General features: G+C 53.5%; 20 protein-coding genes. 15 read left to right on the top strand and 5 right to left on the bottom strand.

Translation table 11 applies throughout. From position 1 onward, the window contains the following. Positions 1 to 7: 7 nt before the first annotated feature. Complete coding sequence (locus G516_RS0105670; RefSeq protein WP_028292844.1) at positions 8 to 2,362, bottom strand: ATP-dependent DNA helicase; 2,355 nt, start codon at positions 2,360 to 2,362, stop codon at positions 8 to 10. A gap of 186 nt (positions 2,363 to 2,548) precedes the next feature. On the opposite strand from G516_RS0105670, the gene G516_RS0105665 reads away from it, so the two are divergent. The 3 genes from G516_RS0105665 (at position 2,549) to G516_RS0105655 (ending at position 5,168) form a co-directional block, all read left to right on the top strand. Then, a complete protein-coding gene (locus G516_RS0105665) occupies positions 2,549 to 3,244 on the top strand; it encodes a DNA-3-methyladenine glycosylase I (protein ID WP_028292843.1) in 696 nt (231 codons plus the stop codon). A 9-nt stretch (positions 3,245 to 3,253) separates the two neighbouring features. Then, on the top strand, positions 3,254 to 3,748 hold the full coding sequence (locus G516_RS0105660) for a DUF411 domain-containing protein (protein WP_028292842.1): 495 nt from the start codon (positions 3,254 to 3,256) through the stop codon (positions 3,746 to 3,748). Between the two features lie 106 nt (positions 3,749 to 3,854). Continuing rightward, positions 3,855 to 5,168, top strand: coding sequence for a methyl-accepting chemotaxis protein (locus G516_RS0105655; RefSeq protein ID WP_028292841.1), 1,314 nt, complete (start codon positions 3,855 to 3,857; stop codon positions 5,166 to 5,168). 59 nt (positions 5,169 to 5,227) lie between these two features. On the opposite strand, the gene G516_RS0105650 is transcribed toward G516_RS0105655, so the two are convergent. Further along, on the bottom strand, positions 5,228 to 6,154 hold the full coding sequence (locus tag G516_RS0105650) for an AEC family transporter (RefSeq protein ID WP_028292840.1): 927 nt from the start codon (positions 6,152 to 6,154) through the stop codon (positions 5,228 to 5,230). 118 nt (positions 6,155 to 6,272) lie between these two features. On the opposite strand from G516_RS0105650, the gene G516_RS0105645 reads away from it, so the two are divergent. The 6 genes from G516_RS0105645 (at position 6,273) to G516_RS0105620 (ending at position 14,977) form a co-directional block, all read left to right on the top strand. Beyond that, on the top strand, positions 6,273 to 7,205 hold the full coding sequence (locus tag G516_RS0105645; protein WP_028292839.1) for a LysR family transcriptional regulator: 933 nt from the start codon (positions 6,273 to 6,275) through the stop codon (positions 7,203 to 7,205). 139 nt (positions 7,206 to 7,344) lie between these two features. Next, a complete protein-coding gene (locus G516_RS0105640; RefSeq protein WP_036534792.1) occupies positions 7,345 to 8,643 on the top strand; it encodes an MFS transporter in 1,299 nt (432 codons plus the stop codon). Between the two features lie 213 nt (positions 8,644 to 8,856). Continuing rightward, positions 8,857 to 9,003: a hypothetical protein gene (locus G516_RS24600; RefSeq protein ID WP_156878960.1), complete on the top strand. Its 147-nt coding sequence runs from the start codon at positions 8,857 to 8,859 to the stop codon at positions 9,001 to 9,003. Positions 9,004 to 9,290: 287 nt separating this feature from the next. Beyond that, positions 9,291 to 9,947, top strand: a complete 657-nt coding sequence (gene tmpT, locus G516_RS0105630) for a thiopurine S-methyltransferase (protein WP_028292837.1) — start codon at positions 9,291 to 9,293, stop codon at positions 9,945 to 9,947. Between the two features lie 375 nt (positions 9,948 to 10,322). Further along, complete coding sequence (locus G516_RS23740; RefSeq protein ID WP_169449494.1) at positions 10,323 to 13,265, top strand: ATP-binding protein; 2,943 nt, start codon at positions 10,323 to 10,325, stop codon at positions 13,263 to 13,265. Then, positions 13,265 to 14,977 carry an EAL domain-containing response regulator gene (locus tag G516_RS0105620; protein WP_028292836.1) on the top strand — a complete coding sequence of 571 codons (1,713 nt, stop codon included), beginning with the start codon at positions 13,265 to 13,267 and terminating at the stop codon, positions 14,975 to 14,977. Before G516_RS23740 ends, G516_RS0105620 begins: the two co-directional genes overlap by 1 nt. 17 nt (positions 14,978 to 14,994) lie before the next feature. Here the strand turns inward: G516_RS0105620 and G516_RS0105615 are convergent, their stop codons facing one another. Beyond that, positions 14,995 to 15,519: a DOPA 4,5-dioxygenase family protein gene (locus tag G516_RS0105615; protein WP_245582619.1), complete on the bottom strand. Its 525-nt coding sequence runs from the start codon at positions 15,517 to 15,519 to the stop codon at positions 14,995 to 14,997. A 30-nt stretch (positions 15,520 to 15,549) separates the two neighbouring features. Here G516_RS0105615 and G516_RS0105610 point away from each other — a divergent pair, with 30 nt between their 5' ends. The 6 genes from G516_RS0105610 to G516_RS21195 all read left to right on the top strand — a co-directional run bounded on the left by G516_RS0105610 (position 15,550) and on the right by G516_RS21195 (position 21,328). Further along, entirely contained in the window at positions 15,550 to 15,825 is a 276-nt protein-coding gene (locus G516_RS0105610; protein WP_028292834.1) for a hypothetical protein, read from the top strand. 185 nt (positions 15,826 to 16,010) lie between these two features. Beyond that, a complete protein-coding gene (gene ypfH, locus G516_RS0105605; RefSeq protein WP_028292833.1) occupies positions 16,011 to 16,637 on the top strand; it encodes an esterase in 627 nt (208 codons plus the stop codon). Positions 16,638 to 16,652: 15 nt separating this feature from the next. After that, on the top strand, positions 16,653 to 16,853 hold the full coding sequence (locus G516_RS0105600) for a DUF1656 domain-containing protein (RefSeq protein ID WP_028292832.1): 201 nt from the start codon (positions 16,653 to 16,655) through the stop codon (positions 16,851 to 16,853). A gap of 3 nt (positions 16,854 to 16,856) precedes the next feature. Further along, the gene (locus G516_RS0105595) at positions 16,857 to 17,723 is read left to right on the top strand and encodes an efflux RND transporter periplasmic adaptor subunit (protein ID WP_028292831.1); all 867 of its coding nucleotides are present in this window, start codon (positions 16,857 to 16,859) and stop codon (positions 17,721 to 17,723) included. A 57-nt stretch (positions 17,724 to 17,780) separates the two neighbouring features. Then, on the top strand, positions 17,781 to 19,853 hold the full coding sequence (locus G516_RS0105590) for an FUSC family protein (RefSeq protein WP_028292830.1): 2,073 nt from the start codon (positions 17,781 to 17,783) through the stop codon (positions 19,851 to 19,853). A gap of 119 nt (positions 19,854 to 19,972) precedes the next feature. Next, on the top strand, positions 19,973 to 21,328 hold the full coding sequence (locus G516_RS21195; RefSeq protein WP_051218979.1) for a DEAD/DEAH box helicase: 1,356 nt from the start codon (positions 19,973 to 19,975) through the stop codon (positions 21,326 to 21,328). 130 nt (positions 21,329 to 21,458) lie between these two features. Here G516_RS21195 and G516_RS0105580 read toward each other — a convergent pair whose 3' ends face one another. Together G516_RS0105580 and G516_RS21190 are read right to left on the bottom strand one after the other, a co-directional pair. Then, positions 21,459 to 24,797: an efflux RND transporter permease subunit gene (locus G516_RS0105580; RefSeq protein ID WP_028292829.1), complete on the bottom strand. Its 3,339-nt coding sequence runs from the start codon at positions 24,795 to 24,797 to the stop codon at positions 21,459 to 21,461. A gap of 4 nt (positions 24,798 to 24,801) precedes the next feature. Continuing rightward, positions 24,802 to 25,803, bottom strand: a complete 1,002-nt coding sequence (locus tag G516_RS21190; protein ID WP_051218978.1) for an efflux RND transporter periplasmic adaptor subunit — start codon at positions 25,801 to 25,803, stop codon at positions 24,802 to 24,804. Positions 25,804 to 26,278 lie beyond the last annotated feature (475 nt).

Genomic DNA, 26,278 nt, shown 5'->3' with positions numbered 1-26,278 from the left:
TCGGTGGTTATTCCTTAAACCACCAATCCGGCAGCAGTGCCCGCACTTCGGGCCTGCTGTATCTCGGGTCGATCAAATCAATCCAGCCGGTGTCCTCCGGTGTCCGAATCAAACGGCCTGCGGCCTGAACGACTTTTCGCATACCCGGGTAAAGCCAGGTGTAGTTGTAGCCGTGTTCGTCACCAAAACGCTGTTTGATGCGTTCTTCCAGTATTTTGTGTAAGCGGTCAGAGGGTGGTAAGCCCAGCGTGATAACGGTAACGGCATTTAGCTCATCGCCGGGCAAGTCGATGCCTTCCGAGAAAACACCGCCCAGCACCGCAAATCCCATCAAGTTGCGTTTACGCCGGAAGGTTTGGATAAAGGACTGCCGCTGGGCTTCGCTCATGGTTGGATTCTGCTTGAGGATGTTGACGTCGCTGTCCAACGACGCCACCGCTTTGGCAATGGTGTGCAGATAGCTGAAGCTACTGAAGAAAATCAGGTGGTTTCCGGGCCGTTGCCGGTAGTTATTAAGCAGGGTAGTGGCCAGCTTAAGGTGGTTTTGCTCTCGCCGGTTGTAGCGGGTGTCGATGTCCGGGAAGCCGAGTGTCATTTGCTGTTTATTGAACGGCCCGCTGGTTTGTACATCGCGAGTGTTTTCCGGCATGCCCAGCATGTCCCGGTAGTAAACCGATGGCTGCAATGTGGCTGAAAACAGAATACTGGCGGCCGAATCTTCAAACTTTGGTTTGAGGAAATCGGCTGGAATCAGGTTGTAAATAGTCAGCGTTAAATGGCTGGTGGCCCATAGCTCGCCGCTGTCGTGTTCTTCCCGTGTGATCTCTACTACCGAGTGAGGGCCATAACGTTCTGCCAGCCGTAAAAAGCCAAGGCAGTCGAACAAGGCTTGTTGCAGTAGCTGGTCTTCCGGCTTGTCGGCCAGGCTTTTGGCAAGTGCAGAGCTGAGTTGAGAAATGGGCTGAACCAATGTGTCCGGCAGCTCGTCGCTGAATATCGAGCTTATACCGTTATCTTCTGTGGATTCTTCTTCAGTTCCAAATAGCGCCTGATAATCCGGAAAAATCAGGTCTTCCAGTTGCTGCCAGCCTTTCTGAACACTGGCAAACGCTGCTTTGAGCCCATGTTTTCCGCTGGCTTTTTGCGCAGGTTCCTCAAAGCGACGCTGTTCCAGTGTGGTCGAATACATGCCACGGGCGCGATCAATGAGGTTATGGGCCTCGTCGACCAATACCACGCTGCGCCATCCTTCTTCGACGGTATGGCTGTGTAGGATGGCGCCGTCATCGAAGTAGTGGTTAACATCACCGACCACGATATCGCTCCAACGCGCCATTTCCTGCATTAAAAAGTATGGGCAGAGCGTATGTTGACGGGCGATGCCTTTGATGGCGTCGGTATCCAGCCAGCGCGCATCGGCGGCCTGTTCCCGCGCGTTGGGAAGCCGATCGAAAAACCCATCAGCCAAAGGGCATGATTCGCCATGACAGGCGTTTTCCGGGTGCTCGCAGGATTTCTCACGGGCGATTAGCTCTAGCGAGCGAATTGGCGGCGTGCCGTCTTTGCCAAACAGTTTTTTCAGGTTATCCAACGCCAGTTGTCGACCGGTGGTGCGCGCCGTTAAAAAGAACAGTCGATCCAGCTGTTTTTCCGGCATGGCTTTCAAGGCCGGAAAAATCACACCGAGGGTTTTGCCCAAACCGGTGGGTGCTTCCAGTAGCAGAGGGGCTTGCAGGCAAATGGCTTTGTAAACAGTTTCGCTGAGGGGCTTTTGGCCGCTGCGAAATCCTTGCTCCAGAAACGCCAATTGCTTCAAGTAGCCATCGCGCTCGTGGCGGTGGGCGGTTTCGTTCAGCTGCCATTGAATCCATTCATCGGCCAGTTCTTGAAGCGCCTGCCAGAGTTCTTCAGCGCTCAGGATATCTTCCTGCTCGTGGCGGGCTTTGCTGTCGACGTCCAGGTACACCAGTGAAAGATGAACCTGTTCCAAGGCATCCCGTTTGCATACCAGTGCGCCGTAAACTTTTAGCTGGGCCCAATGCTGGTGCTGTTGCCCCGGGTTAATTCGGTCGGGGCTGCCACGAAAAGTTTTGATTTCAATCAGCTGTGCTGGCTGGCCTTCCTGTGGTGCTCGATAGAGGTCTGCGCGTCCTTTTAAGGTTAATGGCGTGGGCGGGCTGGAAGACACTGATTCATACACGCCTTCTATCGGGTGTTCGGCTTCGTGGTCCGGGTATTGGCTTTGGAGCCACTGGTGACCGAGGATGCCTTCTCTGGCAGTTGGTGATGGCGAATAACGATGGTCCAGACTGCCGATGCGGGCAGCAAATTCACACAGTTGGCGTACCGATGTCTGGAGCATAGTGGACGTTATAGCGATCGTTTTCAGAAGATTAAAGTGGCTGTCACCTTACACCATTTGTCGTGTACTGCCTCGGGTTTTGAAATCAGGCGCCGGGGCATAAAAGCCTGTGAAGAAAATAGCGCCATTTGAACGCTGGCTGGCGTACACTGGACCGCTAATGGATGCGATGTTCTGGGTAGTGTTATGACGTCTTTTGCTGTGATCGAAGATCAAGCCGCAATGCGACACGGTGGTATGGAACACCTGAAAAGCCTGTTTCAATTTCCCTTGTTGGTCGAAGATATTGCCGAAATTCCGGATGAACGCTGGCTTTCAGAAGCCTGCCGAGTGGTCATGCAGGCGGGCTTCAATTGGGAACAGGTTGATCGAAAGTGGCCTTCGTTTGAAGACGTTTTTTCAGGCTTTAACATCGACGCCGTAGCTGCGTTGTCAGACGAACAATTGGAAGCCATGATGGCGACCGGAAAAATCGTCAAACACTGGCCCAAGATCAAGGCATTTCGCGGTAATGCCGTTATGTTACTTGAATTGAAGCGCCAGCACGGTTCAGTGGGACAGGCCTTTAGCCAGTGGCAGCCCCGGGAATTTGGTGAGAACCTGTTGGGCGTTCAAGCCAGTGGCGACCGTTTGGGTGGCAAAAGTGCTGCTATTTGGCTACGCCGCATGGGAGTAGACAGCCTGATCCTGACGCCATCCGTTGAAAAAGCGCTGAAAGAGTTTCGGGTGCTGGAACGGTTTTCTGGCTCCCGCAAGGCCTGGAGTGAATTCCAGCCCATCGTGAACGGTTGGCTGGATGAAACAGGCGAGTCTTTGAATTACATCAGTCAGGTTTTAGCTCGCTCGACCGGTGATATTTATCATGAAGCACTGACGGAGTAACAACCAGGCATGTTTGCAATGAAAAATCTGTTGTTGGGTGCTGCATTACTGGCATCTTTGCCTGTAGCAGCGAATCAGGCTCTTCAGGGGCCGTTAATGCAGTCTCCCGGTACGTTGGCTGTTTACAAATCGCCTACCTGTGGCTGTTGTACGGGCTGGGTTGATCATGCCAAAGCCCATGGCCTGACAGTTGATACCTACAATGCGCCGGATTTGTCCGGTCTCAAGCAGTTCCATCAGATTCCGCCAGCCATGCGATCCTGCCATACGGCGGTGTCAGAGCAGGGGTACGTATTTGAAGGGCATGTGCCAGCTAAATTGGTAGAGGTTTTTTTGTTAGCGCCGCCAGAAGGAGCCAAGGGATTGACCGTACCTGCCATGCCTGTGGGTAGCCCGGGGATGGAAATGGGCGACAAGTTCATGCCGTATGAGGTGTTGCAGCTCAATATGGATGGCAGCGTTGAGGTGTTCGCTAAAATTGATGCGCCGGATCAACAATATTGATCCAATTTTCATTCTTTAGCTTAAATTTTCATCAAATCTATCGTTTTTGACTCCCTGTTTTCGGCAGATGGTCTAGGCTGTTTCTTAAACACCCAGAGGTTCTGCCATGTTTTTCTCGAAATCCTCAAACAAGGCCAAGGCGACGCCAGCACATACACACGACAAGGCAGTTGTGGATGCCATATGCCGCTCGATGGCGGTCATCGAATTCAATCTTGATGGCACTGTGATTAAAGCCAACGATATTTTTCTGAATACGGTCGGTTATTCGCTTGAGGAAATTCAGGGCAAACACCACCGGATGTTCTGTGAGCCAGAGGTGTACCAAAGCCACGAGTACAACACCGGCTGGCAGCGGCTTGCTCAAGGTGAGGTGCTGTCCGGCCAGTTCAAACGCCTGAGAAAAAACGGCGATGCAATCTGGCTGGAAGCGACGTATAACCCGGTGTTTGATGCTGACGGTAAAGTGAGCTCGGTGATCAAATTTGCATCCGACATTACCGAATACATGATCAAGAACGCCGAGACCCGTGCGGTCCTCGACGCGGTGAATCGAACCTCTGCGGTGATTGAATTCCACCCGGACGGTACCATCATTACCGCCAATGACAACTTCACCAGCACTATGGAATACAGCCTGCAAGAACTGCAAGGCATGCACCATCGGTCATTCTGTAAGCCTGAATTCGCTAATTCGTCTGAATACAAACGCATGTGGCAGGACCTGGCATCCGGCCGAGCGATTGGTGGGCGTTTTGAGCGAGTAAATCGTTCAGGTAAGACGGTATGGCTGGAGGCCTCCTACAGTCCGGTCGTTGATATTTCCGGCAAGGTAACCAAGGTGATCAAGTTTGCCACCGACATCACGCCACACGTGGATCAGGCAATGGCCGATGCCAGACGTGCTGCTGGCGCACACGAAATTGCTTCCGGTACGCTCGAAACAGCCAGTGATGGAACCGTGGTGATTCAGAACGCTGCCGAAGAAATGCGCCGCATTGCCGACAGCGTAACCACCACTGCCAGTGCGATTGCAGATCTGGGCAAAACATCCGAACAAATTACCGCCATTGTTAACTCCATTCGCGGCATTGCCGACCAAACGAACCTGCTGGCATTGAACGCGGCCATTGAGGCGGCTCGTGCCGGTGAGCAGGGACGTGGATTTGCGGTGGTCGCCGACGAAGTGCGTCAGTTGGCGGCACGTACCAGTGACTCGACCCAAGAAATCTCTGACATGATCAGCAAGATCCAGTCAGGTATTGATTCCTCGGTGAAATCCATGAGTTCGTGTGAGAGCCAGGCTCAAACCGGCGTAGAGTTGGCTGGTCAGGCGGGTGAGGTAATTATTAAGATCCGCGACGGTGTACAGCAAGCCGTTGAATCGGTCTCCGTTTTTGCCAACTCGGCCAAAAACTGAGCATCTGAAAAATCTGAACCAGGCCGGGAATAGCCCGGCCTCGCTGGTATGGTACTGATTCAGAGCCATGCCAGAAGTACCGACAAACTCACCAATGAGCCGACGGTAGAGAACAGGATCGTTCTTGATACCACGGCAGGTTCTCTCTGATACAGCTCAGCCAGCATGTATGGTCCCGTACCCGTTGGCAGTGCCGCCAGCAAGACTGCGGCTTTGGCCCAAAATTCCGGCAAGTGAAAAACATGGTAGGCCAATATCCAGGTGATGAGTGGGTGGACCACCAGCTTGAGCGCCACCAGCCCGTACGCACCATTGGTACTGCCGGTGTGTTTTGCAGCCAAAAACGCCCCCAACGATACCAGCGCACAAGGCGTCGTCGCACCTCCTAGCATATCCAGAAATGTCATGGCTGGTTGATTCAGTCCAATATCCAGGACATTCCATAAACCACCAATAATGGGCGTTACCACCAGCGGGTTTTTAGCCAGCGCCAGAGAAACCTTGCGAACAGCAGGCCAGAGGCGCTTTTCCGTTTGCAAGCCCACTTCAATCAGAACAACAGCCAGTGCAAACAGCAGGCACACCACAATCAGGCTGGCGATCAATGCTGGCTCAAGGCCCTCATCGCCCAGCACCAGTAAACATAATGGAATACCGACGTAGCCGGTATTAGCGTATCCCGCACCCAGTCCGTCAATGCTGGCACTGGCCAGACCTCGACCACTGCACAACTTCCAGATAACGGTCGCTGCAAACACACCCAGAGTGGCAATGATGGTGACCCAGATAAAACCGGGGTGCCAAATATCTTCCAGCCGAGCGGTAGCGGTGGATTCAAAAATGAGCGCAGGCAAACATAACCAGACAACAAAACGATTCAGCTCGGACGCTGCCGTAGGGCCAATCAATTGAAAGCGACGGCACAAGAAACCTGTAAGAATCAAACCAAAAATCGGCGCCAGAACGGCAAGGATGTGGACAAACACGGAGAGGGGAGTCCTGTAACAATCAGTGAGTGACGGCAGAATAAATAGGATTCCCGATACCGTCCAATGCTGCTTTTATGTAAATTAATACCTATTAGGGTATTGAGAGCTATGCGGCATGAACCTTCGCCATTTAAACGCCTTTGTGGTGCTGGCCGAAACACTGCACTTCGGAGAGGCGGCCAGGAAGCTGCACATTTCACAGCCTCCGCTGAGTCGCCAAATTGCGGCGCTGGAGGAAACCTTGCAAGTGCAGTTATTTCGGCGTCGAACGCGTACCGTCGAGCTGACGCCCGCAGGCGAGGTGTTTCTGGTTAGTGCCCGTAGGATTCTGGATGAGGTTGATCAGTCGATTCATCGGGTTCGGGCGGCAGACCGTGGCGAAGTAGGGGAAATTACCATTGGCTTCACCATGTGCGCCGCCTGGAGTGTGGTGCCAAAGCTGCTGGCGCGTTTTAAGCAGCAACGGCCGGACGTCAGAATCAACTTAAAGGAAGTGTTGCCTAGTGATCTGGACGACGCGCTGTTAAGCGGTGAATTGGACGCAGGCATCAGCTTTCCGCCATTCAACCCCCACCAACTCATTGATGGACTACGCTGCACCACCATTCATTCTGAATCCATGGTCGCTGTTATGCCATCCAAACACCCCTGTGCTGTAAAACGGTTGGCATCCAACGATGTCACGCCTTTGGATCTGGCATTGCTGGCCGACGATGATTTTGTGACGTTTCCTTCTGAAACTGCCCCTGAGTTACATCGTGCCTTGATGGAGTCCTGTCGGGCTGGGGGATTTGAGCCTCGAGTGGTGCTACAGACTCAGCTGCAACAGACCATTGTCAACCTGGTGGCTGAGGGACTCGGTGTTTCTTTGGTGCCTGAATCCATGTGCCGAATGCAGTTGGATGGCGTACTGTTCGTTCCTGTTCTCCAGGCTGATGTAGCGGTGGTGGAACAGGCTGTTTTCTGGTGTTCTACCAATGACAACCCATGTCTTGGACCATTTTTGGCCGATAATGAAGCTGGGCAACATCTAACGCCTGACAGCTAACGTCTAGCGCCTAACGCCCAACCAGGGCAACAAGTTGATGCCCGCTGTATGGCTCAACCGGAACCAAACTGTATCTGTTGGCGCAGTGACAGGTCGTTAGAATATCCGTGTGATTTTTGGTTATAGGTTGAAAAAGGTTATGGCGTCTTCTTCAGGTTCCGCGTCGCAGAGCGCAGCACTGCCGCCGGGTCAGCACAGTAATTTATTACACCCGGTATTGATCGCAGGCTGTGTCATTGTGCTGGTCGGGTTTGCTATTCGTTCGGCATTTGGTTTGTTTCAGATTCCTATTGCTGACGAATTTGGCTGGCTCAGGGCGGAGTTCTCGTTTGCGATTGCATTGCAGAACCTCTTTTGGGGTATCAGTCAGCCGATGTTCAGTGCCATGGCGGAGAAATATGGTGATCGCAAAGCCATTTTATTAGGCGGCGTATTCTATGCCGTCGGTTTGTTCTTGTCGGGTTATGCCATTACACCCGGTCAGCATCAATTTTTGGAAATGCTGGTTGGTTTTGGTATTGCGGGTACCGGTTTTGGGGTCATTCTGGCCGTGGTTGGTCGGGCAACCTCTGACAAGCATCGCTCAATGGCGCTAGGAATTGTGACCGCGGCGGGTTCGGCGGGTCAGGTGGTTGGCCCGCCACTGGCGCAATTTCTGTTGGATAGCATGGCCTGGCAGCAGGTCTTTATGGTGTTTGCCGGACTTATTCTGGTGACCATGTTTGCGCTGACCTTTCTGAAAGTGCCAGCACCGGTTAAGCCTGCGGCCTCGGAAGAAAGCCTCGGCGATGTGGTAAAGCGGGCGATGAAAGACCCGACCTTTATCTTTATTTTCCTGGGGTTCTTCTCGTGCGGTTACCAGCTGGCTTTTATTACGGCCCACTTTCCAGCGTTTGTCGCCGAAATGTGTCAGGCCGTTGAGCCCCATGGAATTCTTAGCTCTCTGGGCATCACCTCAACGTCAACGTTGGGGGCAGTAGCATTGGCCTTTATTGGTGTGTTCAACATCATGGGGACGATCCTGGCCGGCTATCTGGGGAATATTTACTCCCGAAAATACTTGCTGGTTGGCATTTACGCATTACGAACGGTTGTTGCTGCGGCATTCATCATGGCGCCTATCACGCCATTCAGTGTGCTGTTGTTCTCTGTGCTAATGGGTGGGCTATGGCTTGCAACCGTTCCGGTAACGTCCGGTTTGATCGCTCAAATTTATGGGCTGCGCTACATGGGAACCCTCTACGGACTGGTATTCCTGTCGCATCAAATTGGCGGCTTCCTGGGCGTGTGGCTGGGTGGCAGCCTTTACGATCAGTTTGGAAACTACAATCTGGTTTGGTGGGTTGGTGTTGGCGTAGGGGCTTTTTCGGCAGTGATTCACCTGATCGTGGACGAGCGTCCGTGGAACGATCGAAACAGTGGTATGCAGCCCGCATAAGAGGATTCCGGACACATATTGGGTCTGGTTTGTGCTTTAAATCAGACCTGATGGTCTATGAAATAATGTATTAAATCAGGCCACTTAAAGGGTCAAATGTAACGCCGCTGTAAAATTCCTGACAAAAAGGGTTAATCTTGCCACAGGTTCTGCGGAACCGTGCTAAACAGGATGTGTCTTGTAGAACAATGATTACAAAATCAGGAGACAACCATGAGTATTGCAACCGCCTTGGCAGTGTTGGTTATTTGGAGTGTTTTGTTTGTCGGCTTTTCCGGCTTCTTCCGTCAGGGAGAACGCGCGGTTCAACCGGTACGCATCAATCCCCAGTTCCGTCGTGACGAGCGTGATCTGGACTGACCTTGCCACGCCCTGAACTGTCCAAGGATTCGTTCAGCAGGGCTTCCTTACTTTTTTCTCGCTCTCTCTTAACCCTTTTCTCTTAGTCCTTTTTCTCTTAACTCTTTTTGGGGCCAGACCTTTTACTCAGCCGCTTTCCATTTCTTTCGCCGTCACCTGTTCGATTCGATTACACAAGCCAACGTAGCTCGCTGATATCTACACACCCCGTGCACGCTGTGTTGCGATTAACAGATGTCATGCGTTGTTTGATATGGTTCTGCCGTTATAGAACAGAGGAGTAGACCATGGACGCCGAATTTTGGCACAGCAAGTGGGAGCGCGGTGAAATAGGCTTTCACAACAGCGAGGTAAATCCTTTGCTGACTCGCAATTGGCCTTGCATGGGGCATTTGGGAGGCACGGTGTTTGTGCCCTTGTGTGGCAAAACCCTGGATATTGCCTGGCTATTAGGGCAGGGCTACGCCATTGCCGGTGCAGAGCTCAGTGAAAAAGCCGTTCAGGCATTGTTCGACGAGCTTGGTGTTGCCCCGGATGTAACCGTGGTCGCAGATGAAGCCGCTGATCAGCCTCTGAAACTATGGCAAGCGAACGGTATCCGTATTTTCAGCGGTGATATTTTCAAACTGACTGCCGATCTGCTTGGGCCAGTTGATTTGGTTTACGACCGCGCCGCCATGGTTGCACTGCCCGCTGCGGTTCGCGTCGAGTATGCTCAGCATCTTGTGTCCCTGACGGGCTCAGCTCCGCAGCTTTTAATCTGTTTTGAATACGATCAGTCGAAAATGCCCGGCCCGCCATTTTCAGTAGAAGCCGACGAGGTTTATCAGAGCTACCGCGCTTACTACAACCCTCAGCTACTGGAATCTGTTGAGGTCGAGGGTGGCATGAAAGGCAAAACGCCCGCCACTGAAAAGGTCTGGCTACTGGACCCTGTAAGCTGACCAATACGTCATTTGTCCGCCATTTACTGAAATAAAATCCGCATCAGCTAGAGAAAGCCAGGTTCCTGTCCTTAACTAAATGGGGACATCTATTCAATCCTGAACAGCTCTGCGCGAGTGTTGCCGGTTCGCAGAGCAAGGCGGATAACGCAGTGAAATGACAAGTCGTTTTCAAGTTATCTAACGCAGCAATGTGCAGCGGCAACCCGCGCCCTTCGGGGGCCTCTGGATGATTCCGACTCTGTGTCGCCAGTTTTTGACTTGACCCGTCAGGACTGCAAACTGGCTTCGTGATTCACAATCACCCAGAAACCCAGAGCAGGCACTGGACTAAATAGATGTCCCCTTATGAACGGTCGTTTAACTGGTGCGGTTATGTCTCAAGTCCCGATCCCCGACAATGAAGTCCAACGGCTACAACTTGCCAAAGAGCTGATCAAGCTCACTCGGGAGCCGTCGAAAGAACTACAGAGCATGGTCTCTCTGGTGGCCGATGTGGTGGGTGCTGCTGTGGTACAGGTCAATCTGGTGGGTTCCAGTAGTGTGGCCTGCTGTGCATCCTGTGGTACTGAAGCAGAAGATGCTGGTCGTTCGGACTCGCTGGCAGCCTATACCTTGTGCGAACAAGATGTACTGCTGATCACGGACACGCAAAATGATGGCCGCTATGCCAGTGCTGCATTATCAGGAGATTACGGTTGGTATCTGGGTGTTCCTCTAAGCATTGAATCGCGCATCGCTGTCGGTTCGTTATGTGTTTACGGACAACCAGACACACAGCCTTCAGATTCCCAAATCTCTCATACTCGCCAGCTGGCCAATGCCATCGTTCAGTGGTTGCAGCTGCAGCTAACCAGCCGACAGCTGGAATCCGAAACGGCCGCCAAGACATACCACCTGGCGTGTGCTGATGCGCTGATGGAGGCCTCGTCGGCTGGCATGATTCGTATGAACGGCCGCTGCGACATTCTTGAAGTCACACCCTATATGGCGAGCCTGCTTGGCTATCAAGCCTCCGAACTGGTTGGTTCAAACTGCTCGGCATTGGCACCAGAAGCCTCGGTTAATGAGCGCGTCACGGACGAAATATCAACGTATCTGCAACGGCCGCATCCCATAGCCGGAGTTGATACCTATATGCGCCACAAGGACGGCGCGTCCGTGCCGGTGCATTTGGCCGTCAGTGAAGTGCCCGGTCAGGGAATGACGGATGAAAAGGATTTTCTGGTCGTTGTTACCGCCGCCAGTGCCGAGCGTAAAGCTGACCTTCGCCATCAGGACGAGCGCATGCTGCTGCGCTCGGTGATCGAAGCCAATGCCGATCCGTTTTATGCTCGAGACGCCAGCGGCCGCTATCTGATTGCTAACTCGGCCGCACTGAAAAACGTAGGTGAAGCTGCTGCACGAGGTACATCGCAACAACTCAATGAAGCTGAGCAAAAGGTACTGTCCAGCGGCCAGCCGGTAAGCACCCGTGACTGGCTGGATGACGGCCGTCGTATTGAGGTCAAGTATTCGCCGTTAAAAGACAGCCAGGATGGTGTTCGTGGCGTGGTGGCGGTGGAGCACGACGTTACCAAGCTCACTCAGCTTTCCAATCAGGTGGAGCGAGAGCAAAAGCTGCTGACGGTTTTGCACCGCGGCCTGACCGACTATCAGGCGCTGTTGTCGGGTGATGGTTTGTGGGACTTTCTGATGGAAGCGCTGCGCGAATTAACCAATAGTGAATTCGCGCTCATCGGTGAGCTGGTTCCCGATCAGGAAACCAATGCACTCAAAATTCACTCAATCACCGACCTGTCCTGGAGCGAAGACTCCAGGCGGTTAATGGCAGCACTGAAATCGGGCGACATGCGACTTACCAATGCAGACACCATGCTGGGCAAGGTGTTTGTGCATGGCGAAACCGTGCTCGATAACGACGTTCAGAACATCATGCGCAAAAGTGCCTTTCCACCGGGCCATCCAGCGCTGTATCGATATCTGGGTGTGCCCATTATGTCGCAAGGCAAGTTGTTGGGGATGTACGCCATTGCCAACGGCGCGGAAGACTATGACGATGAGCTGGTTGCCTGGTTGGAGCCCTTCACATCCACCTGTGCCTTGCTGATTAACCTGTACCGGGGCTTTGCCGAACGCGAAAAAATCATGGAAGAAGTCCGCTTGGCCGGTGAGCGGGCAGAGCGCGCCAGCCAGGCGAAGAGTGACTTCCTGTCTTCCATGAGCCACGAGCTAAGAACGCCGCTGAATTCCATTTTGGGCTTTGCCCAGCTAATGCTGTCCAGCAAACACCCATTGAATGACCGCCAGACCCGTCAGGTCAACCAGATATACGCCAGCGGCAAACACTTGCTGGATTTGATCAACGACGTGCTTGATTTGGCCAAGATCGAATCCGGCAAAATCACCCTCAGCATTGAAGAAACCAACCTCGATCAGGTGCTGACTGAGGTACTGGAGATTGTTGGCCCGCTAGCCAGCGCTGCCCAGCTGAAACTGACCATCGATCAGAGTGGTGACCTAGGCCAGGTAGTCATGGCGGATTACACCCGTTTAAAGCAGGTGTTCATTAACCTGATTGGCAACGCCGTTAAATACAACCGCGAGGGCGGCGCCATTACCGTCACCCGCAAGATGATCGACGGTCGACTTGAAATGGCTGTTGAGGATACAGGAATCGGCATTGCCGAGTCGAAGATGGACTTGCTGTTTCAGCCGTTTAACCGTTTGGGTGCAGAGTCTGGAGCCATCGAGGGCACCGGCATTGGTTTGGCTCTGACCAAGCGACTGATTGGCCTGATGAACGGTGAGATCGGGGCATCCAGCGTCGAAGGCGAGGGCAGTCGATTCTGGGTTCAACTACCCATTGCCGAGAACTACTCAGCACCAAGTTACCGGCCACAAACTCCAATGATTGGCAAAAGCGAACAGCATCAGGCCAGCCATACGGTGTTGTATGTCGAAGATAACCCGGCCAACCAACAGTTGATGGAAGACATTTTTGAAGATGTCAGCCACTGCCAGCTGCAACTCGCTAACAGTGCTGAAATCGGGCTGGAAATGGCCTGTGCCAACCCGCCGGACATTATTTTGATGGATATCGATCTGCCCGGTATCGACGGTTTTCAGGCGCAGGCTATTCTTAAACAAAACCCGATCACCCGGCATATTCCGGTGATTGGTGTGTCGGCAGGCGCTTATGCCGCCAATATTACCCGCGCTAATCAGGCGGGCTTTTATGAGTACCTGACCAAACCCGTAGACATTCCCCAGCTGCTGAAGTTGGTGGACGAATTGCTGGAAAAAGGAAACTGCTGATGCCCAAAAGAGCGAACATTCTGGTGGTCGACGACAACCCGGTGAATGTCGAGCTGCTAAAGGACATGCTGGACGAAGAGGGTTATATCAACGTCCATGGCTGTACCGATTCACGCAAGGTATTGGGGTTGGTGCAAGACACCAAGCGAGATCTGATCCTGCTGGACATTCGTATGCCGTATATGGACGGCCATGACGTGATGGATCAACTGCTGCGCTACATGGGCGAGGATGCGCCGCCGGTGATTGTTCTGACGGCCCAGACCGATTTGCAAACCCGCATGCGCTCGCTGGAATCCGGCGCCCATGATTTTCTGACCAAGCCGTTTGATCAGCCCGAAGTTCTGAAACGCATCGACAACCTGTTGCGGCTGCAAAATCGCATGAACTGGCAAACCAATCGTGCCGAGCGGATGGAAGAGCTTGCCCATCAGCGTACCGAAGAGCTGGAGCGACTGTCTGTGGAGGACCCGCTAACCGGTTTGCATAACCGCCGGGCGCTAAGCACCCAGATTTCCCGCATGGTCGCTGCTGGCAAGGAATTGTCAGTGATGTTCCTGACGTTCAATGGGCTGGATGACCTGGCCCGGATGAACGGTTACGACGTCGCCGACAACGCAGTACTCGCTTTGCGTGACCGCATGCGGCGGTTTATTCCATCGTCGACGTTCTGGGGAATCTGGAACGGTTACGAGTGGATGATGGTGTGTGAAAACGACGACGCCCAAAAAGACACGGAGCTTGCCGAGCGGCTGATCCAGCTGATGAGCGAGCCCTTCAACGTTTTTGGCTTGCGCTGCACGTTGAAATTATCGATTGGCATCGCCAGTACCCGTCATAGCCGCGACCCCGAACAACTGATCCGTATGGCGGCATTGTCGGTGCCTGCTGGCGTTAACAGCGTCGGGACTTATTCCAGCGAGCTGGAAGACGACCTGAAACGACGGAACACCATACGAGCTGCCTTGCAGCACGCGGTAAAGAAAGAAGAACTGTTTCTGCTATATCAGCCCAAAATTGACGTAGAAACCGGCAAGGTGAGCGGTGCAGAAGCACTGTTGCGTTGGGATGGTGAAGAAACCGGCTTTGTGCCGCCGGATCAATTTATCCCACTGGCTGAAGCCACCGGCGACATTCTGGAAATCGGCGACTGGGTGATCGATGCCGCCATCGACCAGATGCTCAGCTGGCAGCTGAATGAGGACGTCGACCTCGACTTTCAGGTGGCGGTCAACGTATCGGCAGTGCAGCTACAACAGGAATCCTTCGCCGATGTGCTGTTGGAAAAACTCGACCGCGCGGCACTGGAGCCAAAGCATTTTCAGGTGGAAGTAACGGAAACCGGCCTGATGCAGGATATGGAAAAAGCTCTGCAACAGTTGCACAAACTTGGGCAGAAGGGCATCAGCATCGCGATTGATGACTTCGGTACCGGCTATTCGTCGTTATCGTATCTTAAGAATTTGCCGGTTTCGGTGCTCAAAATCGACCGAATGTTTGTGCGCGACATGGACACCAATCAGCAAGACCTGAATCTGGCCCGCACGGTGGTGCAAATGGCGGCCTGTTTTGGTTTCAAAACCGTGGCAGAAGGCGTTGAGCGGCAGGAACATGTTGGTCTGTTAAAGGACATGGGCTGCGACATCATGCAGGGATTTTTCTATTCACCACCGTTGAAACCGGAACGTCTGATTCAGTTTATGAAGGCTTGAATTAATAGATTTTTATCCTAAAACAAATCGTACTTAACACCGGCATCGGGCAGGCGCTCCAGTTTGATGGGGCGTATTGCGCCCATCCAGATAGCTCGATGGCTGTGGTCGATGGTGTCCTGACCGGTAATCGGATGAATAAACACCGTCAGGCCGGCACGGTTCATCGTCAGGTGGCTCATTACCCCTGCAAAATCCTTGTTCAGAAACGCAAGCTGGCAACTCCAGTCAGGATGCGGCCCCACCAGCTTTTCATGCACTCGTCCCATTTTCAGATCTGGAAGCATCTCGGCAGCGCTCAGACACAGCTGTCGGGCTTGTTCGACCGTACGCTCATCAAAGTACACGTGGGCGTGCCAGCCCTTGATGGGCGGAACCTGGGTATGTGTATCAGTCACTGGGCTGGTTGATGGGGAAAGATCGTCGGTCATGGTGTGCTGGACTATTGAATTGAGAAGCGGGATGCGGCTGCCCAGTGTACCTGAGCCGACAAAGTCGGCAAAGCTGCCGGCGCGGGCGGAGTCTGGTAGCATCTGGCCCATCGTAACTTCTGCCGTTGGACCTTGATTACCATGCATGCTGTTCTGAGAAAAATCTTTGCGCCGATTCTGAATTTGTTTGAGAAGGGCGAAAGCGAATACATCTACAAGCCTTCCCACCGCATCATTCTGATGGTGGTTGGAGCCTTGATGCTGCTGTTGGCCTCGGGTTCTTTGGCACTGGTGGCTGGCGGTTTGACCGGTGGTTTACTGCCAGGTGTGGTGTTTTTGGTTGTTGCGTTGGTGTGTCTGGTCGTGGGCGCACTGGGAACGGATGAAGCCGTGGCGACCATTTGGAAGAGCAAATAACTCCGGTTATCTCTGAGCAGCTCTTCTATACCAGCTCGTCAGCTCAAGTAGGCATGGACACGCGTTAGTCATCAAAAGTTTCAACCACTCAGTCGAACAATTAATCCGAATTAAAAGGCATTGTTTCGCAGGTGGTTTGACTTTACGTTTGAAGCATCATCGTTTCATCAAATGGGAGCTTCAACATGGATCAGGATCGCATCATCGCCAGCCCGGAACAGCCTGACGAACTTATACTGCTGTTTCATGGAGTCGGTAGTCACCCCGACAACCTGCTGACGACCGGCGAGTTTATTCGTGGTTTGAAGCCGAACGCCGCCATTGTCTCAGTCGGTGCACCGTATGAGTTCGATATGGGCGGCGGCCTTCAATGGTTTTCGGTAAGCGGGGTGACCGAAGAAAACCGCGCCGCTCGTATCAACGAAGTGATGCCAGAGTTTATCCAGCGGGTTCGCCGTTATCAGGCGATGTTTCTGGTGGGTTATGAACACACCCGGCTGATTGGCTTTTCGCAAGGCGCCATCATGTCGTTGCAATCGGTGTTGTACGAAGAACTGCTGGCCGGCCATGTCGTGTCGTTATCAGGCCGTATGGCCAATTACCCGCTGATGGCTCCGGTGGCCAACAAAACCGTCCATTTTTCGTTTATTCACGGCGCTGCCGATCCCGTCATTGCATCCAACCAGGCGGTCAATGCCTCCAACCACCTTAAATCCCTTGGGTTTACAACGTCGCTGTCGATTGTGCCGGGCATGGCCCACGAAATTAACCGTGAGGCACTGGCGCTACTGCGAGCGGAATTGCTCGATTAATTGGGAGTCGCACTGATGCTGCATGAAGTGTCGTTTGCTGGTCTGCTGTTTAGCCCTCTGGTCGTCATTATGCCGTTGGCATTTTTGTTGCTCTGGCTAACGCAAAAAATCATGCATAGGCTCAATATTCGCCGACACCTGTGGAAGCCAGCATGGTTCGATCTTGCTGTTCTGATCTGTTACGTCGGTGCTTTGGTCTGGATCTGGGAGCTTTAAGTCATGAAAAAATCGATACAAATTGCGCTTACACTGGTTTTGGTGGCTGTTGCCCTGATGGTTGGCAAATGGGTTTGGGATCACTACCTGTATTCCCCCTGGACCCGTGATGGCCGGGTTCGGGCTGACGTTATCACCATTGCCCCGGATGTCTCGGGCTGGGTGACGCAGCTGGCGGTGCAAGACAACCAGCCGGTGAAAAAAGGCGACCTGCTGTTTCAGGTGGATGACAAGCGCTATAAAGCGGCCATTGTTCAGGACAATGCTGAGCTGGAAGCCGCTCAGTACGCGCTGGAGCTGGCTCAGCATCAATTTCAACGTCGTCAGAAATTAACCGACACCAATGCCATCAGCAGCGAAGACCTGGAAAGCTATCGCATCAAGACGGATTCGGCCAAGGCTCAACTGGAATTGGCCCGCGCCAAACTCGCGGCTGACCAAATCAACCTCGACCGTACCCGCATTCTGGCGCCAGAAGACGGCACTCTGGTCAGCATGAACCTGAATGCTGGCAATTACGTTCAGCAAGGTGCAGCGGTGATGTCGTTGGTGAAAAAAGACTCCTTTTACGTCACCGGCTATTTTGAAGAAACCAAAATCCACGGCATTCAACCGGGACAGGTTGCCAAGGTATTCCTGATGGGACGCAAACAGCCATTGACCGGCAAGGTCGTCAGTATCGGCAGCGGTATTGCCAATTCAAACACCACCACCAACAGCGAAATGCTGCCGCAGGTGCAGCAAACGTTTAACTGGGTTCGGTTGGCTCAGCGCATTCCGGTCGATATTGAACTCGATGACATCCCGGCCGACGTTCACCTTAGTGCAGGCATGACGGCGTCCATTCATCTTCAACAGGAACAGAATTGATCCTTAACACTTAACCCCAAGACCAAACCCCTTGCCATCTTAATTCCGGGAATCCAAATGAACGCGTTAATTGAAGCCGTTTTTCGCCCAGACAAAACCGCCGTGGTGTTCGCGATCAAGGGTGTGTTGTCGATGGCGCTGGCGCTGTTTTTGGCCATGGCGCTGGGGTTGGATCGTCCATATTGGGCGGTGGTATCGGCGGTGTTCTTGCAGGTTCGTCCGGAAACGGGGCTGGTGATCCAGAAGGGCATTATTCAGGTCGGCGGCACCATCATTGGCTCTTTGGTCGGTATCGCCATTTTGGCGGCGTTTATGCCATATCCGGAACTGGCATTGCTTTGTATTGGCGCGTGGATCTGGATCAACGCGGCGCTGTCTTCCACGGTTCGCAGCATCAATTACACCTATGGTTTCGCCATGGCAGGTATGTCGGCGGCCATGGTGGTGTTGCTTACCATGGCCGATGCCAGCTCCGCATCCAGCCAAACGGTGTTTTCTATCGCCAGTTCAAGGGTTGCTGAACTGGTGTTAGGTGCCGGCTGTGCAGTGTTGGTGAGCCAATTGATCTGGCCCGTCAGTGTCAAAGACGGCTTGCGCAAAAACGGCCAGGTGCTGATTAACAAAACGCTCAAATACATGGAGTTGGAGCTGGCAACTGATAGCACCCACAAACAACGCCACGACCATGCCGACCAGATTCTAGACACGCTGATGGCCATCACCGATGACGCCAGCGGCGTTGCCTTTGAAGGCCCGGAGGGTCCGGGACGCAGTCGTGCCGCCAACCTGATGTGCAACCGGGTGATGTCATTGATGGCTAATGTTCAGATTCTGGGCCGGTTCCAGCGTCAGTACCCGGACGAAGCCCACCAATGGTACGGCGAATGGATGCAGCGTATTGCAGCCACCTTTGCGACGGTTGAAGCTACTCGCGACTACGAACAGGCCCACGATGCGGCCAGACAGCTGCGTAAGGAGTTGCGCCAGTTTCATCGACAGTTTGAATTTCAGTCGTCGCTGGAATTCCGTCTGTGCAAAATCGCAATCGATCTGGTCAGCGATCTGATTGTGACGCTCAAGGCATGGCAAGCCATTGAGCAGGCGGATCTTTCTGACACCCAGCTCAAGGCCGTCAGCATCCAGAGCTACAAGGACGGTTTGGTTGCCGTTATCAATGCCACCCGTTCCGTAGTGGTGTTTGCCATTGGTGCGTTCATCTGGATTCAAACCGGTGCCACTGCTGCACTGATGTTAATGATCATGCCAGTGGTGTTTTCAATTATGTTTTCACATTTGCCGACGGCCATAATTCCCGTGGTCGTTACCCGGCTGGTGCAGGGGGTAGCGGTTTCAACAGTGGTTGGATTAGGCGTATTGGGCCTGTTATCCCAATCCAGCGGTGACTTTGAAATTCTGGTAATGGTACTGGGGATGGTGTTTTTCCCGGGGCTTTTGGCCTTGGCCAATCGCCCGACCTTGCCGTACGGTCTGGGTTTTCTGATTCCGATCACCATCATTGTGCAACCTTCCAATGCCATGACATTTGATGTGGCGCGTTCATTGGGCACTGCCATGGGCATCATGGTGGGTGTGGTGATTCTCTACTGGGTGTTCAAAATCATCACGCCGGCGGGCAATAAAACCATGCAGGGCAGGTTATTACAGTCCACCGCTGATGATTTGCTGGAACTGGCGGACCGCGGCCGTTCCGAACAAACCGAAGAATGGTTTAACAGTCGCATGGGCGATCGTCTGCTGAGATTGGCGTTGTCTGACCGTAATTCAGGATCGGAATTTCGGGTCATGACCGACCTCGGTCTGACCGGATTGAATCTTGGCCATGTGGCTCTTCGCATGCGGCGTATTGTGCAAGACCACTCCGATTCGCCGGAATCACGTCGGCACTACGAGCACTGGCTAAAGGCGCTGGCGTCCAGTTATCTGGCAGCAGCCAAGGGACAGCAAAGCCCGCAATTGGCCAAGGCCAGTGAGCGATTGCAGGCCCACATGCAAGAGCAGCACATGCCAGATGCTTTTCTGTCGCTCATTGCAGGCATGAATGAACGATTGGGGTACACCTTCCGCCGCACCGCCAATAACGTGCAGGAAATGAATCAGCGCATGCCCTAGGTTTTTTCTGATAGGACAAGGTGTAGCGCGGCGGGGAAGTGGCATCACCAGCGTCGCCGCCTTTGAACCAAGGCACAAATTCCCTATACTGCGCCGCCTTTCATTGCTGCGGCGCCGTCATGTCTGACTTTTCCAAATCCGGGCTGGATGCCAGCCTGCTGACCATTCTTGAATCCCTTCAATACCACAAAGCGACTGATGTGCAGGCGCAGGCCATTCCTTTGGTACTTAAAGGCCGGGATTTGATGGCGTCGGCGCAAACCGGTACCGGAAAAACCGCAGCCTTCACATTGCCGCTGCTGCATAAGCTGCTTGCTGGCAAACCAACCGCGGGAAATAGTGTGCGGGCGTTGATTCTGACGCCAACCCGGGAGCTTGCCGAGCAGGTATTGCAGTCCGTGCAGACCTACAGCAAAGGGCTGAGCATTCGCAGCTATGCCGTTTACGGTGGTGTGAGCATCAATCCGCAAATGATGGCGATGCGCAAAGGTATGGATATTCTGGTGGCGACTCCAGGACGGCTATTGGACCTGTATCGTAATAACGCCGTCAAATTCGAACAGCTTCAGTATCTGGTTCTGGACGAAGCCGACCGCATGCTGGATCTGGGTTTTGCTGGTGAACTGGATGAGCTGTTTTGCGCGATTCCTCGCAAGCGTCAAACCCTGCTGTTTTCGGCAACCTTTTCCCAGCGCGTAAAAGACATGGCCAGCTTTATGCTCCGCGACCCGGCGATGGTTGAGGTGGCGGCGGCCAACAGTGCAGCAGATACCGTTCAGCAATGGCTGATCCCGGTCGACAAAAAGCGAAAAACCGAGCTGCTGCTGACTGTGCTGGAGCAGCAAAACGCCAGCCAAACGCTGATTTTTGTGAAAACCCGCCGTCTGGTAGACGAGCTGGAAGCCGAACTGGCGAACCGTGACTATTCCGTCGCATCTATTCACGGCGACAAAACCCAGGGCGCCCGAACCGCGGCGATGGAAATGTTCAAGGCAGGGGAAGTTCGTATTCTGGTGGCAACCGACGTAGCCGCTCGAGGACTGGATGTCGAGCAGCTGCCGCTGGTCATCAACATGGAGCTGCCCATCAACGCCGAAGATTATGTACACCGTATTGGTCGCAGTGGCCGCAAAGGTAACGCTGGCGCGGCCATCAGTCTGATCAGTGCTGACGAAGTACAACAGCTGGCAAAGATTGAAACCCTGATCAATCAGCTGATTCCACGTCGCCCAATGGATGCGTTTGAGCCAGATCATAAGGTCCCGGAAACGGCCTTGGGCGGCCAAATTGTGAAAAAGCCGAAAAAGCCCAAGAAGAAATTGATCCCGGGTTCTGGTGTCAGCATGGCCGAAGCAGCACGCAAAAAGGGCAGTGGAGCACCAGGTGGCGGTCGAGGACGAGTGTTCGATGCCACCGATGACGGCGGCAAAGCCAAAAAAGATCACCGTAAACGCGGCCGCAAGCCGAAGCGTTAACAGGCGATGTGCGCCTGGTAGTGTTCAGTGGGTAGTGCGCAGGTCACACCTTACAAATCCCAGGAGCAGTGATGGGCACGAGTGCCCATCCTATGGCGGATATCAGATTTCATATCCGCAAGCGTGTTAATTACTCCACAACCACTTCACCGCGAACCCTCCCGCCAAGATTCTTCGGCATCCAGCTGTAGTACAAAATCGGGATGACGATCAGCGTCAGCAGCGTGGATACCATGATGCCGAAGATCAGTGCGATGGCCAGACCGTTGAAAATCGGGTCGTCGAGAATAAAGAACGCCCCGATCATGGCGGCAACTGCAGTCAGGATGATGGGTTTTGAACGCACCGCCGCTGAGCTGATCACGGCTTCCTCGAAGGACATCCCTCGCGCCAGTTGGTGATTGATGAAATCAACCAGCAAGATGGAGTTACGGACGATGATTCCAGCCAGCGCGATCATGCCAATCATGGACGTTGCCGTGAACTGGGCTCCCAGCAGCGCATGACCGGGCATTACCCCAATCACCGTCAGCGGAATAGGAGCCATGATGATCAGCGGCACCAGATAGCTACGGAACTGGGCGACCACCAACAGATATATCAGGATCATGCCTATGCCGTAGGCAATGCCCATGTCGCGGAATGTTTCATAGGTAATTTGCCACTCACCGTCCCACTTTACGCTGATGTCATCGGTCAGTGCGGGCGGCTGGATAAACCACTGCTCCCAGTTCAGTCCGGTATTCTCGCTCTCGTCAGGCATTGAGAGTGACATGGCAAACAAGCCATACAATGGGCTGTCGAGCTCGCCGGCCATATCGGCGGTAACAAACACCACCGGCCGCAGGTTCTTGTGGTAAATGGTTTTGTCGGCGATGCTCTGTTCGATGTGGATCAGGTCGGCCAGCGGCACCAGGGTGCCATCCGCGGCTTTTACCTGCAGCAACATCAATGCATTCAGCCCGGCCTTGTCACCTTCGCTGAAATCCAGACGAACAGGCAGTGGATTCAAGGTTCGCTCTTTGGGAGAGCCGCTGTAAAGCCAGGAAACGTCCTCACCGCCCAAGGCAGTGCTAATGGCCTGAGTGATCGAGGCTTGGGAAACGCCCAGCATGGCTGCTCGCTGGCGATTTATGTGAATCAGCCACTTTTCCTGATCTGACTCGACGTAATCGTCTACATCAACGATGTCCGGGGTTTGCTCAAACAGTGCGCGAATTTCCTTGGCTGCGGCGATCTGGCGGCCGTATTCCGGTCCATAGATTTCAGCCACGATGGGTGCCATCACCGGCGGGCCGGGAGGTACTTCAACCACTTTGACGTTGGCTCCAAGTTCTCGGCCGATTTTCTGGAGCGGCTCACGAACGGAGAGGGCAATCTCATGGCTCTGGCGATCGCGGTGGTGTTTGTCGACCAGATTCACCTGAATATCACCCTGATTGGGCATGCTGCGCAGATAATACTGGCGAACCAGTCCATTGAAGTTAATCGGCGCGGCGGTGCCTGCATACAGTTGAACGTCCTTGATCTCGGGTACGTTCATCAGGCTGTCTGACAGCGATTCCAGCACCGCCAGGGTTTCTTCCACAGGCGTGCCCTCTGGCATGTCGACCATGATCTGGAATTCGGATTTGTTGTCAAACGGCAGCATTTTCAACACAACCTGTTCGAGCACCGGCAGAGCCACGGCAACGCCAATCAGTGCAGTAATGCCAGCAAACAGCAGCACCCGCTTGCCCACTGTGCCTGCGCCCAGGAACGGGGACATCAGAGCATGGAAAAACCCGTGCACCTTGCCGCTGGCTTTTTCTTCATGAGCTTGCGCAGGCAGGTTCTCGAATTGTGCTGAGGAGCGTTTCAGCAGCTTGTAAGACAGCCAGGGGGTGACCACAAACGCCACCGCCAGAGATATCAGCATGCCGGTCGAGGCATTGATTGGAATCGGGCTCATGTAAGGGCCCATAAGGCCAGAAACAAACGCCATTGGCATCAGGGCTGCGATGACGGTAAAGGTTGCCAGAATTGTTGGGGAGCCAACTTCATCAACCGCTGCTGGAATGGCCTCCAGCAGTTTTTTGCCTCCCATGTGCATGTGGCGATGAATATTTTCGACCACCACAATGGCATCGTCGACCAGAATGCCAATCGAAAAAATCAGCGCAAACAACGACACACGATTGAGCGTAAAGCCCCATACCCAGCTGGCAAACAAGGTCATCGCCAGAGTAATGAAAATGGCAGAGCCCACAATAATGGCCTCACGCCAGCTCATGGTCGCCAGCACCAGTAAGATAACGGCCGTTGTCGCAAACAGCAGCTTCGACATCAGCTTGTCGGACTTTTCCTTGGCGGTAATGCCATAGTCGCGGCTAATCTGCACGGCCACCGTGTCAGGGATGATGCGGTTTTTAAGCTGTTCCAGACGCTCTGACACCGTTTGGGTTATATCGATGGCGTTCTGTCCCGGCTGTTTGGCAATGGCCAGCGTGACGGCGGATTGGCTGGACGTTTCGCCCAATGTTCGGGTCATCACAAAATGATCTGGCACGTCGGCTTGCAGTTGAATATCGGCAATGTCCGCCAGGTACACAAGCCCGTTGGCACCGCTGGCAACAATCAGCTGACCTATATCCGCGGTCGTTTGCAGTAATTCTCCAGCCTGAATCTGAATGACCTGGGCCTTACCGTTATGATTCTGAACCACCGGCAGGCGATAACCGCCACGATTGGCCCCTTGCAGCGCATTACGTACATCGTCAAATGTCAGGCCGTGGGCGTTCATACGAAGCGGGTCGACCGTTACGTTGACCACCTGATTACGTTCGCCAATGGTGTAGATATCGCGGGTGCCGGGCACTTTCTTCAGTTCACTTTCCAGTGCGTGAGCGACCTTCGTAAGATCTGAGATAGACGGAAGCTCTGCGGTGGATAAAAGTCCTGTCGCGGAGGTTTGGTCTGCTGCTGCGTTTTTGGCCGACAGGGTAATCGCCATAATCGGTACGTCATCGATTCCCATAGGCTTCACCACCGGCTGGCTAACCCCCAGATTTTGTGGAAACCAGTCGTTGTGCATCATCACCTGGTTATACAGGTTCAAAATGGCCGTTTCGCGCGGTACGCCTACCTTGAATGCAACGGTCAGGATCGATTGGCCGGGCTGGCTGATGGAGTAGATATCATCAACGTCCTTGATTTCTGAAAGTACCTGTTGCGCAGGTATGGATATCAGCTGTTCCACTTCACGTGCGCTTGCGCCGGGCAGGCCGATGAACACATTGGCGAAGGTGACATCTATCTGCGGTTCTTCTTCCTTTGGTGTAATCATCACGGCAAATGCGCCCAGCAACAGGCCGACCAGTGCCAGCAATGGGGTGATGGCGGAATTCTGAAATGCCGCAGCAGTACGACCGGAAATTCCAAGATTGTGTGTTCTGGTTTTGCTGTTGGGTGACTGGTTCGAATCCGTCATTGATTTACTCCCCTCGGCCGCTTGCTGAATCAGCAGGTTCAGTAGAGCCCGGATTGCCTGCCACATCCGCCAATACTGCGTAGCCGTCCACGGCGATCACATCGCCAACAGCAAGGCCGGAAAGCACCTCAATCAGGCCGTTGTGCGAATTACCCACCCGAACCTGGCGCAATCGCCAGCCCTGCGCAGATGCCAGATAAACCGCTGTCACCTCTGAGCGCGAAACCAGGGCTGTTGCTGGAATCAGAATGGCACTGCGCTCCGCGACCTCCAGACGAACAGTCGCCCACATACCGGGCATGAGCTGGGCGGCAACATGGGCGGGTAACTCATCAAGAAGGGCTCGAATGCGCATGCTATGAGTCTTCTGACTTGCGTAGGGGAATCGAGTGACCTGGCTTGGCCGGATAATCTGATCACCAAGTGGTGACGACAACAGAACCTGAACCTGGCCGTCCGTTATCTGTTGCGCAAACCGTTGGGGAATATCAGCAACTGCACGCAATGGGCTGAGGGCCAAACCGCTCATAAGCGGCGTGCCCGGGTTGACCAGCTCACCAACCTCGACCATGCGGGACGTGACGATACCAGAGTAGGGCGCCGTAATACGCGTGTAAGCCAACGACAGCTGCGCTTGCTCTACTGCTGCACTGGCCGCTCTGACCGCCGCTTCCGCCGATTCTGACTGAGCAACAACGGCATCCAGCTGGCCTTGTGACAGACTGCCCTGCTGGTGCAGGCGTTGGCTTCTGAACAGGTTTTTTTGAGCATCGCTATTGGTGGCGGTGGCACTGGCCAGTTGAGCATTGGCCTGCGCCAATTGAGCTTGTTGCTGGGCATTGTCCAGCTCAATCAGTAACGCACCTTTCTCGACGGTATCGTTTACATCGGCGTGAAGCGCCAACACACGACCGCTGGTTTGCGCAGAAATAGTACTTTGATTAACCGCTTCCAACGTGGCCGGAACATCGAAATAGTCGGGGATTAGGTGTGTCGATACGGTCATGCGTTCTGCAGCCCGAACCGAACTGTTGACGGAATTGTGTTCAGCGCCTGACGCGACCACTGGCGTTAAGCCCCCTGCTGTGGCTGCCACGATCAGCATGCCTGATTGGATCAACCGTCCAACAGTCTTTGAAGGAAGAGCGATAGAAGGGCTGGCAAGCTTGATCATGAACGCCTCGGTTTTGTGTGCGCTGAACGTAAGGGGTTATTAGGTAATCTTTTAAAGATTAAATAACTACATAACCACTATAGAATATGATTAAGTTCAGCTCAACACCCGCAGGCCGTATAGATAGAGGCGGTTTGTAAGTTTAATTGCCTGAAGGGCGTGACGCAGAAGCTATGGCATTAATAGCCAATTCTGATTTAACAGATCAAAAATCAAGATTTAATCTATCGACAACTTGAACAGTGTTTCAAAGAACCTATTTAGCGACGCAGGAAGTCAAACCTGTATCGCTGCTGAACTGCAGGAG

Source organism: Oceanobacter kriegii DSM 6294, from assembly GCF_000422845.1.
In the GTDB taxonomy this organism is placed as follows: Bacteria; Pseudomonadota; Gammaproteobacteria; order Pseudomonadales; family Oceanobacteraceae; genus Oceanobacter; species Oceanobacter kriegii.
Note: the sequence above shows the minus strand (reverse complement) of the source record. Positions and strands in the feature narration are given on the sequence as shown.

Excerpts from the sequence above, each read along its gene's own strand:
- G516_RS0105670 (WP_028292844.1), bottom strand. The coding sequence starts at position 2,362 with ATGCTCCAGACATCGGTACGCCAACTGTGTGAATTTGCTGCCCGCATC.
- G516_RS0105665 (WP_028292843.1), top strand. The coding sequence starts at position 2,549 with ATGACGTCTTTTGCTGTGATCGAAGATCAAGCCGCAATGCGACACGGT.
- G516_RS0105660 (WP_028292842.1), top strand. The coding sequence starts at position 3,254 with ATGTTTGCAATGAAAAATCTGTTGTTGGGTGCTGCATTACTGGCATCT.
- G516_RS0105655 (WP_028292841.1), top strand. The coding sequence starts at position 3,855 with ATGTTTTTCTCGAAATCCTCAAACAAGGCCAAGGCGACGCCAGCACAT.
- G516_RS0105645 (WP_028292839.1), top strand. The coding sequence starts at position 6,273 with ATGAACCTTCGCCATTTAAACGCCTTTGTGGTGCTGGCCGAAACACTG.
- G516_RS0105640 (WP_036534792.1), top strand. The coding sequence starts at position 7,345 with ATGGCGTCTTCTTCAGGTTCCGCGTCGCAGAGCGCAGCACTGCCGCCG.
- G516_RS24600 (WP_156878960.1), top strand. The coding sequence starts at position 8,857 with ATGAGTATTGCAACCGCCTTGGCAGTGTTGGTTATTTGGAGTGTTTTG.
- tmpT (WP_028292837.1), top strand. The coding sequence starts at position 9,291 with ATGGACGCCGAATTTTGGCACAGCAAGTGGGAGCGCGGTGAAATAGGC.
- G516_RS23740 (WP_169449494.1), top strand. The coding sequence starts at position 10,323 with ATGTCTCAAGTCCCGATCCCCGACAATGAAGTCCAACGGCTACAACTT.
- G516_RS0105620 (WP_028292836.1), top strand. The coding sequence starts at position 13,265 with ATGCCCAAAAGAGCGAACATTCTGGTGGTCGACGACAACCCGGTGAAT.
- G516_RS0105615 (WP_245582619.1), bottom strand. The coding sequence starts at position 15,519 with ATGGGCCAGATGCTACCAGACTCCGCCCGCGCCGGCAGCTTTGCCGAC.
- G516_RS0105610 (WP_028292834.1), top strand. The coding sequence starts at position 15,550 with ATGCATGCTGTTCTGAGAAAAATCTTTGCGCCGATTCTGAATTTGTTT.
- ypfH (WP_028292833.1), top strand. The coding sequence starts at position 16,011 with ATGGATCAGGATCGCATCATCGCCAGCCCGGAACAGCCTGACGAACTT.
- G516_RS0105600 (WP_028292832.1), top strand. The coding sequence starts at position 16,653 with ATGCTGCATGAAGTGTCGTTTGCTGGTCTGCTGTTTAGCCCTCTGGTC.
- G516_RS0105595 (WP_028292831.1), top strand. The coding sequence starts at position 16,857 with ATGAAAAAATCGATACAAATTGCGCTTACACTGGTTTTGGTGGCTGTT.
- G516_RS0105590 (WP_028292830.1), top strand. The coding sequence starts at position 17,781 with ATGAACGCGTTAATTGAAGCCGTTTTTCGCCCAGACAAAACCGCCGTG.
- G516_RS21195 (WP_051218979.1), top strand. The coding sequence starts at position 19,973 with ATGTCTGACTTTTCCAAATCCGGGCTGGATGCCAGCCTGCTGACCATT.
- G516_RS0105580 (WP_028292829.1), bottom strand. The coding sequence starts at position 24,797 with ATGACGGATTCGAACCAGTCACCCAACAGCAAAACCAGAACACACAAT.
- G516_RS21190 (WP_051218978.1), bottom strand. The coding sequence starts at position 25,803 with ATGACCGTATCGACACACCTAATCCCCGACTATTTCGATGTTCCGGCC.